Here is a 14,265-nt window from a genome sequence, read left to right as displayed (position 1 = left end):
GTCCATTTAGGGAAATATAAGTGATTTTATTAAAACGAACTTTACAATTTTTTATCATTTGTACGTTAATCGGTCTGATAACTTTGGTCAGTCTTTATTACTACGTTAAACCTGATATCCCCAGTGTGCAAGTTTTAAAAGACGTGCAATTACAAACTCCTATGCAAGTATTCACTAAAGATGGCCTCTTGATCAATCAATTTGGTGAAAAACGTCGAATTCCGGTCACTATTGATGAAATCCCACAACCTTTAATTGATGCATTTTTAGCAACTGAAGATAATCGCTTTTATGACCATATAGGTATAGACCCTATTGGTATAGTTCGCTCTGCTATTGTTCTTATTTCTACAGGCGAGAAAAAACAAGGTGCTAGTACTATTACCATGCAACTTGCACGTAATTTTTTCTTAACCCGAGAAAAAGCTTATATCCGTAAAATAAAAGAGATATTCATCGCTCTACACATAGAAAATGTACTTACTAAAGATGAAATTTTAGAGCTTTACCTAAACAAAATCGAGCTAGGTAACCGCGCCTTTGGTATTGGAGCTGCCGCTCAAGTTTATTACGGTAAAGAGTTAAAAGACTTAACGCTTGCTCAAATGGCGATGATTGCTGGCTTGCCAAAAGCGCCTTCGGCGTTAAACCCAATTCGCAACCCTACCCGTGCAAAAGCACGCCGTAATGTTGTACTTGGTCGTTTATTAACTGAAAACTACATAACACAAGACGTGTATGATGATGCAACAAGCCAACCTATTACCGCTTACTTTCATGGTGCTGAAATAGATTTATACGCACCGTACATTTCTGAAATGGTGCGTGCAGAAATGGTTTCACGTTACGGAATAGACAAGGCATATAATTCAGGCTTTAAGATATTTACCTCTGTTGAGTCTAAAGTACAAAAAGCGGCGCAAACCGCGCTAGTTAATAATCTTCATAGCTACGATATGCGTCATGGCTTTAGAGGCCCAACCGCTATTTTATGGGATCCTGAAAAACAATCAGCGCTAAGTGAAGAGAAAATACTAGCTAAACTCAATGAAGCCAAAGAGATAGGAACGTTAAAAGCAGCTGCTGTTATTAACGTGGATGAAAAAAATGCCACGGTATTGCTTAAAAATGCAGAGCAAATAAACCTGAATTGGGACAACTTAAAATGGGCACGCAAATACATAACTCGTTATCGCCAAGGTTTTGCTCCAACTACGGCAACTGAAATATTAACGCCAGGAATGCAAATCTGGGTGCGTAAGAACAGCAATAACGAGTATGAACTAAGCCAACTACCTGAAGCATCAAGCGCAATTGTTTCACTTGACCCACAAGATGGCCGCATTAAAGCCATTGTTGGCGGCTATAGCTTTGAACAGAGCCAATACAACCGAGCTATTCAAGCAAAGCGCCAAGTGGGGTCAAACATAAAACCATTTATTTATTCTGCTGCGCTTGAAAACGGCTATACGCTCGCCTCAATTTTAAACGATGCGCCAATTAATCAGTGGGATAAAAGCCAAGGTGTGGCATGGCGACCTAAGAATAGTCCGGCTGTTTACAATGGCCCGATTAGAATTCGTCGCGCGTTAGCACAATCTAAAAACGTAATATCAGTTCGTTTGCTCCGAGGTGTTGGTTTGCAACGAACAGCAGATCACTTACTAAAATTTGGCTTTAAAAATTCAGACATCAACCGCAGTGAATCCTTAGCACTGGGCAGTGCTTCAATTACTCCAATTGAACTAGCTCGCGGTATGAGTGCATTTGCGAATGGTGGGCATTTGATTGAGCCGTACTTTATCTCAGAAATCCAAGATGCTTACGGTAACAGTTTGTTTAAAGCTAATCCTTCAGTAGTGTGTGACGACACTTCAGATCAGTCATTAACCCCAGACAATGCTACTGGATTATTCCCACAACAAAATACTGATACGCCACAATTAAAATGTGCCCCTCAGGTCATATCAAAACAAAATGCATTTTTAATTGCTCAAGCAATGCATAGCGCTGTTTGGGGAGGTGGAAACTGGTCACATAAAACGGGTTGGTCAGGAACAGGTTGGCGCGCTCAAGCATTAGGCCGTCGTGATCTATCAGGAAAAACAGGCACAACTAATGACTCTGTAGATACTTGGTTTAGTGGCTTTAATCGAAATGTTATGACCTCGGTATGGGTTGGTTTTGATAACCCTGGCAACCCGCTAGGCAGAACTTCATACAATAATAATCTTGATAACGGGCAAATATCAGGGGCTGAATCTGGCGCTAAAACAGCACAGCCAGCTTGGGTTGAGTTTATGAAAGTTGCGCTTGAAGGTAAACCTGAAGCCCCCATAGAGCCGCCAGAAGGTTTAGTGTCTATTCGGATTGATTTAGAAACCGGTTTATTAAGTCATAAAAATGATTACACCAGTCGCTTTGAGTATTTTGACAAAGGCACCGCCCCCACAAAATACGTAATGTCTCAACCAACAGATATATTTGAAGAAGACACTAAAACAGAAGAAGAACTGTTTTAAATAAAGAACGGCAGCCATTGGCTGCCGTTTTTAGTTGATACCAAATTTAGCTGTTCTAAATAAGAATTTTTTAACGCATGTAGCGACACGTTTAGCCCCGCAAAATGATTAGGTATTATTGCGGATTGATACAAGGCCCTTGTAACCTTTATTTTATATTTTGTACCAGCCAATATAAGTCAGAATGAATACCCGCCGCGGTTACTTCCTTACCCGCACCAGGCCCTTGAATCACAAGAGCGTTAGCGCTATACCACTTACTATTAATGACAAAAATATTATCGCCAGGTGTTAAATTAGCTAACGCATCACCAATAGGAGTATAAGTAATACCTACTTGAGCGGTTACTTTGTTTTCCGTAATTTCAAGTAAACCCGTGTAACGAAGTACGGAACTTTGTGCTTTGGCATTTGCAGCATGAGCGTCAATAAAGTCATTGAGTGTGGATTCATTAGCTAAAAAGTCGTCCCAACTTCCTATAGCAAGCGTTTCGGGCATGAGTGCTGATAAGCTTATATCATCAAGGTCGAGTTCTAAACCAAGCTCTCTGGCAAGTATAAGCAGTTTACGCTGCATATCACGTCCTGATAAATCTTCACGCGGATCGGGCTCTGTGAACCCCATCTTTTGTGCTTCAAGCACCAGATCAGAAAATGGTATTGTTCCGTCAAACTTACTGCATAACCACGATAACGTGCCTGAAAAAACACCTTCAATACGAGTGATTTTGTCACCACTGTTTTGCAAATCTGCCAATGCAAAGTTAACAGGCAAGCCTGCACCTACGCTTGTGTTGTAGCGCCAATGCAAATTTCGCTCACTAATACTCGTACGCAAAGCTTTATACCATGCTGTATCTGCAGTTCCAGCGTATTTGTTAGCACTGATCAAGTGGCAATCTAATGCAACAAACTCCGGGTATAGCTGGCTAAATGCCTCGCTTGCGGTAATATCAACAACCACTTTATGCTCATAATCAAGTTCACTAATTATGTTTAGTAATGTTTGGTTATTATAAGCTTTGCTTTGTGAGAGAAAATGCGTTTTCCAATCAGCAATGTTTATACCACTGGGATTAAAAAGTAACGTTTCAGAGCGTATTGACCCAACCAATTTAATTGTAAAGTCATCAGAGAAACGCTCGAATTGAGCTGACAGCTGCTCTATAAATACCTCTCCCACATTTCCAAGGCCCGCGATTATTAAAGCAACTTCTTGGCCTTTATTAATAAGCTTATCGTGTAAAACACTGAGTATATCGCTATCTATAACCTGATCCGTTAATAGTAAAATGTATCCACTGTCTTGGTGAGTAAAGCGGGGCTCGATGGCATGAGCATTTAACGTATCAATAGCCAATACATTCAATTTTGAAATATCATTAACAGGCGCTACAACCGCACAGCCATTTAAGCTCGACTCGCTAATGTTTGCTCTACCCTCAAAATAACTAACAACTTTATATGTTGAAGCAGAGGGGACAACTAAATAAGTTTCACCATTTTGACTAAAGTGATGAATGCTGTGTTGAATAAGCTGGCTAACATCTGCGACTTCGCCTTCGGCCAGCTTTTCAACTGTTAATAAATCGATGTTGTTTAACGTGGTAATAAAACGCTTTTGTTTTACATTTCCTTCTTTAACTATATCTGTAGGCGTTGCTTGCACATCAAAACTACTACGAACAGATAGTTTTATATCGCTGCTTCTTAAAGGAGAAAGCGTTTTAGCGTGTAAAACAGGATTACCTAATCGCGCTAATAGGTTAGCTTGACCTCTACATACTTTATTGTATTTAACCGCTTTACTAACTTTGCGAGGGTCTGTGCTGTATACACCTTGTGTATCAGTCCAAATACACACCTGCTTAGCATGGCAATAATTAGCGAGTAAGGTTGCACTATAGTCACTCCCATTACGGCCAAGTGTAACCGTATCACCCAACGTACTTGATGCAATAAAGCCTGTAACAACATTAATGCAGCCTGGGGTTATAAACTTCGCACATTGCTGCGCATTTTGGGTATGTAACAATTGCCCATTATTTAATGTAAAAAGTGTTCGAGCATCAAGGTCACAAGCATTAATATTTAATTGCGTAAGGTAAAGCGCCAATAAGCGTGCAGACCATACCTCACCATGAGCAAGCAAGGGAGCCTCTTTCAAGCCTTGGTTTTTTATCAATTCACTAATCGCTGTTAGTTCACTATGCAAACGCGTTAAAGCAGTTCGCTTAAGATCTGCATGAAGTAACTGTGTGATTAAATCAGTTTGATGATTATTTAATTGCAGCAATATATCAGCAACGACATGCGTATCTTGTTGCTGATAGCTTTGCCATAACTTTACTAAAGTATCGGTTGTTTTTCCCGCCGCAGATACAACAACACAATCGCCCGGCTGAGTATGCTCTAAAATAATACTCGCAACCCGCTCATACCGCTGAGCCGAACTAAGGCTTGAACCACCAAATTTATGTACTGTTTGTGTCATATTGTTCACCAAAGCGCTGGATGAGCGGCACTTAATTTAATGTCACCGCCTGCTCCTTTGTTTAAATTTGCTTTACTGCCTGGCTTTACAAGCTGAAACACGCGCTCTAAATCAGCTAATAAGTCGTTTATATCTTCTATACCTACTGAAACTCGAATAAGTGTATCGCCCACCCCCGCTTCAAGACGAGCTTTAGGCTCCATGCCAGCATGGGTCATGGTTGCAGGATGGCATATTAGGCTCTCTACTCCGCCCAAAGACTCTGCCAAGCTAAAGTCACGTAAGCTGGTTAAAAACGCCGCAGCATCGTTTACGTCTCCTTTAATATCAAAACTCACCATGCCACCAAAGCCTAGTTGCTGCGCTTTGGCTAATTCATGCTGTGGGTGTGATTCAAGACCTGGGTAATAAACTTGGCGAACAAATTCCGACTTTTCTAGGTATTTAGCAATCGCTAATGCGTTTTCTTGATGCTGCTTTAAACGCACATTTAGTGTTCGCAACCCGCGCAATGTTAAATAACTATCAAATGGCGCACCTGTAATACCTATATTATTTGCCCACCATGCCAGTTCATCGCCCAGCTCTTGTGAAGCAGCAATCACCGCACCGCCCACTACATCTGAATGACCATTGATGTACTTGGTGGTGGAATGTACAACTATATCAACACCAAATTTAATAGGGTTTTGTAATGCTGGTGATAAAAATGTGTTATCGGCGGCGACTAAAGCACCGCACTGTTTAGCAACATCGGTTATTGCTTTAATATCAGTTAAGCGTAGTAATGGGTTACTTGGTGTTTCTATCCAAATTAGCTTAGGTTTAATTGCTAAAATTTTATCTAAACTTTGTGCTTGTGTTAAATCTAAAACTTCTAGCTTGAGCAAACCGCGCTTTTGCAGTGAAGTAAATAAACGATAGCTTCCGCCGTAACAATCATGTGGGATCACTAACGTATCGTCATGATTCAGGATTTGCGTAGCCAAATGAACGGCAGACATACCCGTAGCAGTAATAATACCGCGTGCGCCGCCTTCAAGCTCAGCCAAGGTTTCGGCTAAAATATCACGATTGGGGTTACCACTTCGCCCGTAATCGTATTGACGCTTTGTATCAAAGTCGGCAAACGAATAGGTGGTTGATAAGTAAATAGGTGCGACAACTGCGCCATGATGTTTGTCTGCTTCAACACCACTTCTTACTGCAATGGTTGCTTTATTTTTTTCGCTCATATTCGTCACCTATTTAATTTGGATGTTTAGACGTCTAAAAGAGTAATTTATCTTATTAAAGATGTCAAAACATTTAAAGCTCCAGATGGCTAAACAACTAGTATTTGACTATCTTTTTTAAATCGATAGAATTTCACGCATATTCATATGCATTGTAGTGCATATGAGCAATTATTAATCTGAGGCGACGATACATCTTATGGCTAAATGGAATGGTGAGTATATTCACCCATACGCAGAACACGGGAAAAAATCAGAACAAGTAAAAAAAATTACCGTTTCAATCCCACTAAATGTATTAAAGGTATTAACGGACGAACGCACGCGTCGTCAAATTAATAACTTACGTCATGCAACAAATAGTGAATTACTTTGTGAAGCATTTTTACATGCATTTACCGGTCAACCTTTGCCTAACGACGACGACTTACGTAAAGACAACGCCGAAAAAGTGCCTGAAGAAGTGAAAAAAATAATGCAAGAAATGGGGCTAGAAGTGCCTGTTTTAAACGAAGACTAAACGTAATTTAGACACAAAAAAACCTCAATTAATTGAGGTTTTTTTGTATCTAAATTACGACTTAGTCGTTATTCCATATAGTTTTCTGGTAAATCAATTTGTGCAACACCTGACTCTACAGCAGCTATTGCAACCGCTTTTGCAATGCGTGGTAATAAACGAGGATCCATTGGTTTTGGAATAATATACTTATCACCAAACTCCAGCTTATCAACACCCGCAGCCGTCAGTACTTCAGCAGGTACAGGCTCTTTGGCAATACTTCTTATCGCTTCTACAGCTGCAATTTTCATTTCATCATTTATTGCACTGGCGCGTACATCAAGAGCACCGCGGAATATAAACGGAAAACACAGTACATTATTAACTTGGTTAGGGTAATCTGATCGACCCGTTGCCATAATTAGATCGTTTCGAGCAGAATGAGCCAGTGCAGGATCAATTTCTGGATCTGGGTTTGAACAAGCAAACACAACTGGTTTTTCTGCCATTAATTTTAAATCATCGGCAGCTAATAGATTAGGCCCCGATACACCAACAAATACATCTGCATCTTCAATAACATCTTGCAACGTGCGCTTGTCTGTATTGTTAGCAAAAAGTTTTTTGTATTCATTTAAGTCATCACGACGAGTATGAATAACACCTTTACGGTCAAGCATATAAATGTGCTCGCGCAAAGCACCACACTTAATTAACAGCTCCATACAAGCAACCGCAGCAGCACCAGCACCCAAACACACAATAGTCGCATTTTCGATAGACTTGCCTTGCACCTCAAGCGCGTTCAACATACCCGCAGCAGTTACAATGGCAGTACCGTGCTGATCATCATGAAATATCGGGATACTGCAGCGCTCAATCAATGCTTTTTCTATTTCAAAACACTCTGGCGCCTTAATATCTTCAAGGTTAATTCCGCCAAACGTGTCGGCAATATTAGCAACTGTATTAATAAAGTCTTCAGTAGTGCGGTGTTTCACTTCGATATCAATAGAATCAAGGCCAGCAAATCGCTTAAACAGTAACGCCTTACCTTCCATTACAGGTTTTGAAGCAAGTGGGCCTAAATTACCTAAGCCTAAAATTGCAGTACCATTAGTGATAACCGCAACCATATTCCCTTTACCTGTGTATTTATAAGCGTTTGCAGGATCTGCAGCGATTTCACGTACGGGTTCTGCAACTCCTGGGCTATATGCTAATGCGAGATCTTTTACCGTTTCAGCAGGCTTTGTTAGTTCAATGCTAATTTTTCCTGGAACGGGATGCGAATGATAGTGTAGTGCTTGTTCACGAAAGTCTGACATAACGCGATTGTATCCTGCAATTAAAGTAAAAGTGAGAGGTGAAGTTTAGGCTACGATACCCTTATTATTTTTAAATTCCAAGCAATATCAGGTCTATCCTGTTATATGCTAGTTCGATTAATTTTAAGAGGTTTTTCAATAACTTTTGTAAATTATATCGACACTTTATAAATAAAAATTCATCCAATAACGGATTCTAAAGGCACATTTGTTCTTTCATTATTTTTTATAAAATATCTTAATAAAGTACTATAAAAATAAGCAAAAATAGACTTATTCACATACTTTAAAAACATATAACTTCACGTTAGCTACATTTAACTACTTAGTTAAAAAATGAACTAATTAAAAATATAGAGAATAATTTGCGGTTTGTCTGTAAAGGTTTATGCATATTCAGAATAAGAACAGGAAATAGTTATGCATAGCAGAGAAATATGAAAATCGAGCAATAAGCTAAATAATTTGTTATTTAGTTGTCCTATATTAAAAAACATTGACACCGTTCGTGTAAAACTTAATTTTTTAAATCGAAACGTTATTACTATTAAATTGGTATAACTAAATTAAAAGCATAAAAAAAGCACCCTAAGGTGCTTAATTTAACAAGACAGCAAAAATTACTTCTTGCTACCAAGTGCACCGAAACGCTTGTTGAAACGATCAACACGTCCGCCAGTGTCTAAAACTTTTTGCTTACCAGTGTAAAAAGGGTGACACGCTGAACATACGTCAAGGTGAATGTCTTTACATAAAGTAGAGCTTGTTTCGAATTTATTGCCGCATGAACAAGTTGCAGAAATTACTTCGTACTTAGGGTGAATACCTTCTTTCATAGAAACCTCTAGTTAAGGCCGCATCGCTCTCCAAACCCGAAGTCTGGCACCATACGTCGTTAAAACAAATTTGTTGGTCGCGGATTTTATCCAACTACCATCAAACACACAAGCTATTATTAACTGTTTTGCTAAAAAAGTAGGCAGACACTCAAGCAAGCAATATTTGCTAGTAGGTTTTTAACGTTATTTTTAGTACATTACATCATTAATTTTATGAGTTGAGTTGCTATGTGTTTTGCTGAAGTCGCTATAAAAGTCCCCTTACCGCGCACCTTTGATTATAAAGTAGATAAGCAACTCGATGGCATGACATCACCACTAAAACCGGGTATGCGTGTGTTGGTGCCTTTTGGTAACCAAAAAAAAGTCGCCGTTGTTTTAGCTATTAAAAGCAAAACCGACGTCCCCGAAAACAAAATAAAATCCATCATCGAAGTAATTGATGACGCGCCTATTTTATCATCTGAGCACATTGCGCTTTTGAGTTTTACATCTCGCTATTACTGCTACCCACTCGGCGAAACAATTCATATAGCGCTACCAAGCGCGCTGCGCCAAGGTGAGTCACCGGATAAAACCAGTATCAATATGGTTATGCTGACAGAAAAAGGATCAAAGCTTCCGTCACTCAAAGCAAAAACTCAACTTAACTTATTAAAGCAACTTGCACAGTCAGGTAAATCATCATTAACCGAGCTTAAAGCACTCGGCTTTAGTAAAAAAACTATCGATAGCCTTATTGCAAAAGCGCTTGTTACACAAACCATAGAACATGATAATCAGTGGCAAAGTACTGCACCAACAGTGGGTAGTAAGCCTACACTGAATAAAGAGCAAGCCGTAGCTTGCACTGCAATTAATCAAAGTAAAGGCTTTAACACGTTTTTATTAGAAGGGGTTACCGGTAGTGGGAAAACCGAAGTCTATCTTCAATGTCTTGAAGAAGTATTAAAGCGAGGTGAGCAAGCCTTAGTGCTTGTCCCCGAAATAGGCCTTACCCCTCAAACGGTAAACCGTTTTCGTCGCCGCTTTCCAGATACACCCATCATGTTATGGCACTCTGCACTTACCGATAACGAACGCCTACAAACATGGCGCTTTTGCGAAAAAGGGAGTTGCGCTATTGTAATAGGTACGCGCTCAAGTATTTTTTTACCCTTTTTAAAGCTCGGTATGATTGTAGTTGACGAGGAACATGACTCATCATTTAAACAACAAGATACCCTTCGTTACCATGCTCGAGATTTAGCAGCTTATCGGGCATTCCAGCATAAAATCCCACTTATACTCGGCAGTGCTACTCCAGCGCTCGAAACCTTGCATAAAGCCATTAATAATAAGTACCAACTATTAAGCCTGACTGAGCGCGCTCAAACCTCAACCGATAACCAATTTAAATTACTCGACATGAAAGGCCAGCCCGATCAGGCGGGTATTGCTCACGCAAGCCTTGCTACTATGCGCCAACATTTGAATCGTGGTAAACAGGTTATGGTATTTTTAAATCGTCGTGGTTTTTCACCTACACTTATTTGCCATGAATGTGGTTGGTTAAGTGAATGTAACCGTTGCAGTACTAGTGCCACGTTCCATAAAGCGATTGGTCAAATGATTTGCCACCATTGTGGCGACCAACATCAAGTACCTCATCAATGCCCTGATTGCGGGAGCACGCAAATATTCCCTAATGGCAAAGGGACTGAACAAATAGAAGAGTTTTTAACAAACGAGTTTCCTGATACGCCAGTAACCCGTATTGATCGCGATTCAACTCGTCGTAAAGGCAGTTTAGAAAAAGCCCTAGACGAAATTAATTTAGGTGGAGCGCGCATATTAGTAGGTACGCAAATGCTTGCAAAAGGTCATCACTTTGCTGATGTAAGCCTTGTCATAATTTTAGACGTAGACAGCGGCCTATATTCCTGCGATTTCAGAGCAACGGAACATTTAGCGCAGTTAGTGACTCAAGTAGCAGGACGTGCTGGTCGCTCAGGAGAGCCTGGCCAGGTGTTATTACAAACACATTTCCCAGAACATCCTCTTTTACAAGATTTGGTCAATAATGGTTACCAAGATTTTGCACGCTTTGCGTTAAGCGAGCGTGATGACGCCGACTTACCTCCCATCACAAATATGGCTATAGTCCGCGCACAAGGGCTAAGTATTAAACTAGTCGTCGACTTTTTGACAGATTTGGTTCCAGTTAACGGGGTATCTGGTATACAATTGCTCGGTCCGATCCCTGCCCCATTAGAAAGAATTGCGGGTATGTATCGGTTTCAATTGCACATTCAAGCGCAAGATCGCCGCATATTACATCAGTATCTTGCGCAAATGGTTGATTATTTAAGCACCAGTAAACTTGCACAAAAAGTTCGCTGGAGTTTAGATGTAGACCCTATAGATATGATTTAGGTTAAGGCCAAAATAACGCTATGGCACAGCACGATTACATTAATAAAAAACCAAAAAATAGAAAAAACACCAAAAAAGAACCTGCTAAAAAGCCATTCCCTTATCTTTTGGTAATTGTTGCAGCTTTGCTTGTGGGCGGTTTTGCCTATGGATTATGGTTTATTAAAAATAATGCCGACCCCGAGCTTGTTGAAAAACAAACTAACCCAGCCGAAAAAGAAAAAATAGAAGTGGTCGTTCCTCGTGCGCCTGAATTTATAAAAGAAATCAGAAACCATGAAGTGCAAGTAGAAGTAAAAGAAATTGAACAAAAAGGTCCTTATGTTATGCAATGCGGCTCGTTCAGGACTCATGAACAGGCTGAATCGTTAAAAGCTAAAATAGCCTTTGCTGGTCTTATATCTGAAATAAGAGAAACCAAAGGCGAAACAGGTATTTGGTATAAAGTACGTTTAGGGCCTTATAAAACGAAGCGCCAAGCAGAAAGTGATAAAAATAAACTCAAGCGTGTCAAAGTCGTCGGCTGCGGAATTTGGGGCTGGACTTGAAAATAAACCATTCACCCATATAACCTCATCATAATCGTTTTTAACGAGTTGCCCCTGCAACTCGATGATGAGGAATAACATGACCACTATTGTAAGTGTACGCCGCGACAACAAAGTTGTAATTGGTGGCGACGGCCAAGTTTCATTGGGTAATACCGTAATGAAGGGTAACGCCCGTAAAGTTCGACGCCTTTATAATGGCAAAGTAATCGCAGGTTTTGCCGGCGGTACTGCTGATGCCTTCACCCTGTTCGAACGTTTTGAAAGCAAACTAGAAATGCATCAAGGTAATCTCACCAAAGCTGCTGTCGAAATGGCGAAAGATTGGCGTAGTGACCGTGCACTCAGAAAGTTAGAAGCCCTTTTAGCTGTAGCCGATGAAACTGCCTCTTTAATTATCACCGGTAACGGCGACGTCGTTCAGCCAGAAAATGACTTAATTGCCATTGGTAGTGGTGGTAACTTTGCCCAATCGGCGGCAACCGCGTTATTAGAAAACACCGATTTAAGCGCTCGTGAAATAGTAGAAAAAAGCCTAACTATTGCAGGTGATATCTGCGTATTTACTAACAACTTCCAAACTATTGAAGAATTATAATAGGAACCGCTATGTCTGCTATGACCCCAAGAGAAATTGTTCACGAGTTAGATCAACATATTATTGGCCAAGCTAACGCAAAAAAAGCCGTTGCTATTGCACTTCGTAATCGCTGGCGCCGTATGCAATTAAACGATGATTTACGTGCAGAAGTAACGCCAAAAAATATTTTAATGATTGGTCCTACAGGTGTTGGTAAAACGGAAATTGCGCGCCGCTTAGCCAAACTTGCTAATGCCCCTTTTATTAAAGTAGAAGCAACCAAGTTCACCGAAGTGGGTTATGTTGGTAAGGAAGTTGAAACCATCATTCGCGACTTAGTTGAAGTGTCTATTAAAATGACACGTGAACAACAAACTAAAAAGTTTAAACACCGCGCAGAAGAAGCGGCCGAAGATCGTATTTTAGATGCACTTTTACCACCTGTTAAAGATCAATACGGTGAAACTCAGCGTGATGAAAACTCATCAACACGCCAAACATTCCGTAAAAAGCTTCGCGAAGGTCAACTAGACGATAAAGAAATTGAAATCGATTTAGCACAAGTACAACCAAACGTAGAAATTATGGCGCCTCCTGGTATGGAAGAAATGACCAACCAGCTACAGGGCATGTTTCAAAACATGGGTGGCGATAAGCGCACTAAGCGCAAGCTCAAAATTAAGGAAGCCTTTAAGTTACTAACCGAAGAAGAAGCGGGCAAATTAGTAAACCCAGAAGAGCTAAAAGAGCAGGCTATATTTGCTGTAGAGCAAAATGGTATTGTGTTTATCGATGAAATAGACAAAATTTGTAAGCGCGGAGATTCATCGGGTCCAGATGTTAGTCGGGAAGGTGTACAGCGCGATTTACTTCCGCTTATTGAAGGTTCAACAGTAAACACTAAGCACGGTATGGTTAAAACTGACCACATGCTATTTATTGCCTCTGGTGCATTCCAAATGGCTAAACCATCAGACATGATCCCTGAACTACAAGGTCGCTTACCTATTCGCGTTGAGCTTGAAGCTCTTACTGCAAACGACTTCAAACGTATACTTACAGAGCCTCATGCATCACTCACAGAGCAACAGCGCGAGCTACTTAAAACAGAGCAAGTTGATGTTCAGTACAGTGATGACGCTATTGAGCGTATTGCAAAAGCGGCATGGCAAGTTAACGAGAAAACCGAAAATATTGGTGCTCGTCGTCTTCATACCGTGATGGAAAAGCTAATGGAAGAGATTTCATACGATGCGTCTGAGCAAGCTGGGTCGTCGGTAGTTATTGATGCGGCTTATGTTGAAAAACATTTAGGTGCACTAGTTGAAGATGAAGATTTAAGCCGCTTTATTCTTTAATTGGTACTATAAGTAGTTATACTAAAAGCCTCCATATTGGGGGCTTTTTTAATGGGATACAAAACATGAAACACGTAACAAAAGTGCATTATCATAGCGTGAGCAAAAATTTAGATGTTTACTTTGACGATGATAGTAAAGCCGTATTTAGTTGTGAATTTTTACGTGTTCACTCTCCATCAGCAGAAGTACAAGGCCATGGCTCTGCCCCTATGAAGCTGGTTTTAAACAAGCAATCAGTCGGGATAAAAAAAATAGTCCCGGTTGGGCTTTACGCATTGCGCCTAGATTTTGACGATGGCCATAATAGCGGGTTATTTAGCTGGAACTATTTTGCTAAGCTGCAAGAACAGCAGACTCAGTTATGGAATGAGTATTTAGAACGTGTGAGCGAAAACACAAAAAACAAAGACAGTGTGCCAATAAAGTTTATTCCTTAAACTT

11 protein-coding genes are annotated in these 14,265 nt (G+C 40.3%); 7 read left to right on the top strand and 4 right to left on the bottom strand.

Annotated elements, in window-relative coordinates; genetic code table 11:
* Nucleotides 1-20 precede the first annotated feature (20 nt).
* Nucleotides 21-2,522, top strand: a complete 2,502-nt coding sequence (locus tag RF53_RS00275; protein WP_039036261.1) for a penicillin-binding protein 1A — start codon at nucleotides 21-23, stop codon at nucleotides 2,520-2,522.
* A gap of 148 nt (nucleotides 2,523-2,670) precedes the next feature.
* Here the strand turns inward: RF53_RS00275 and metL are convergent, their stop codons facing one another.
* Both metL and metB read right to left on the bottom strand, forming a co-directional pair.
* A complete protein-coding gene (metL, locus tag RF53_RS00270; protein ID WP_039036260.1) occupies nucleotides 2,671-5,016 on the bottom strand; it encodes a bifunctional aspartate kinase/homoserine dehydrogenase II in 2,346 nt (781 codons plus the stop codon).
* A gap of 5 nt (nucleotides 5,017-5,021) precedes the next feature.
* Complete coding sequence (gene metB, locus RF53_RS00265) at nucleotides 5,022-6,251, bottom strand: cystathionine gamma-synthase (RefSeq protein ID WP_039036259.1); 1,230 nt, start codon at nucleotides 6,249-6,251, stop codon at nucleotides 5,022-5,024.
* Nucleotides 6,252-6,450: 199 nt separating this feature from the next.
* On the opposite strand from metB, the gene metJ reads away from it, so the two are divergent.
* Nucleotides 6,451-6,771 carry a met regulon transcriptional regulator MetJ gene (gene metJ / locus RF53_RS00260; protein ID WP_006793094.1) on the top strand — a complete coding sequence of 107 codons (321 nt, stop codon included), beginning with the start codon at nucleotides 6,451-6,453 and terminating at the stop codon, nucleotides 6,769-6,771.
* Nucleotides 6,772-6,839: 68 nt separating this feature from the next.
* On the opposite strand, the gene RF53_RS00255 is transcribed toward metJ, so the two are convergent.
* Together RF53_RS00255 and rpmE are read right to left on the bottom strand one after the other, a co-directional pair.
* The gene (locus RF53_RS00255) at nucleotides 6,840-8,081 is read right to left on the bottom strand and encodes a malic enzyme-like NAD(P)-binding protein (protein WP_006793093.1); all 1,242 of its coding nucleotides are present in this window, start codon (nucleotides 8,079-8,081) and stop codon (nucleotides 6,840-6,842) included.
* Nucleotides 8,082-8,701: 620 nt separating this feature from the next.
* Nucleotides 8,702-8,917, bottom strand: a complete 216-nt coding sequence (gene rpmE, locus RF53_RS00250; protein WP_006793092.1) for a 50S ribosomal protein L31 — start codon at nucleotides 8,915-8,917, stop codon at nucleotides 8,702-8,704.
* A 231-nt stretch (nucleotides 8,918-9,148) separates the two neighbouring features.
* On the opposite strand from rpmE, the gene priA reads away from it, so the two are divergent.
* The 5 genes from priA (at nucleotide 9,149) to RF53_RS00225 (ending at nucleotide 14,261) form a co-directional block, all read left to right on the top strand.
* A complete protein-coding gene (priA, locus tag RF53_RS00245; protein ID WP_039036258.1) occupies nucleotides 9,149-11,335 on the top strand; it encodes a primosomal protein N' in 2,187 nt (728 codons plus the stop codon).
* Nucleotides 11,336-11,355: 20 nt separating this feature from the next.
* Nucleotides 11,356-11,883 (top strand): SPOR domain-containing protein, encoded by a 528-nt coding sequence (locus RF53_RS00240; RefSeq protein WP_006793090.1) that lies wholly within the window; start codon nucleotides 11,356-11,358, stop codon nucleotides 11,881-11,883.
* A 79-nt stretch (nucleotides 11,884-11,962) separates the two neighbouring features.
* Entirely contained in the window at nucleotides 11,963-12,481 is a 519-nt protein-coding gene (gene hslV / locus RF53_RS00235; protein ID WP_006793089.1) for an ATP-dependent protease subunit HslV, read from the top strand.
* A gap of 11 nt (nucleotides 12,482-12,492) precedes the next feature.
* On the top strand, nucleotides 12,493-13,821 hold the full coding sequence (hslU, locus tag RF53_RS00230) for an HslU--HslV peptidase ATPase subunit (RefSeq protein ID WP_006793088.1): 1,329 nt from the start codon (nucleotides 12,493-12,495) through the stop codon (nucleotides 13,819-13,821).
* A 65-nt stretch (nucleotides 13,822-13,886) separates the two neighbouring features.
* Nucleotides 13,887-14,261, top strand: coding sequence for a gamma-butyrobetaine hydroxylase-like domain-containing protein (locus RF53_RS00225; RefSeq protein ID WP_039036257.1), 375 nt, complete (start codon nucleotides 13,887-13,889; stop codon nucleotides 14,259-14,261).
* Nucleotides 14,262-14,265: the final 4 nt, after the last annotated feature.

Origin of the sequence: Pseudoalteromonas sp. ECSMB14103, from assembly GCF_000813065.1 — a bacterium.
GTDB classification, from domain to species: Bacteria; Pseudomonadota; Gammaproteobacteria; order Enterobacterales; family Alteromonadaceae; genus Pseudoalteromonas; species Pseudoalteromonas marina.
Note: the sequence above shows the minus strand (reverse complement) of the source record. Positions and strands in the feature narration are given on the sequence as shown.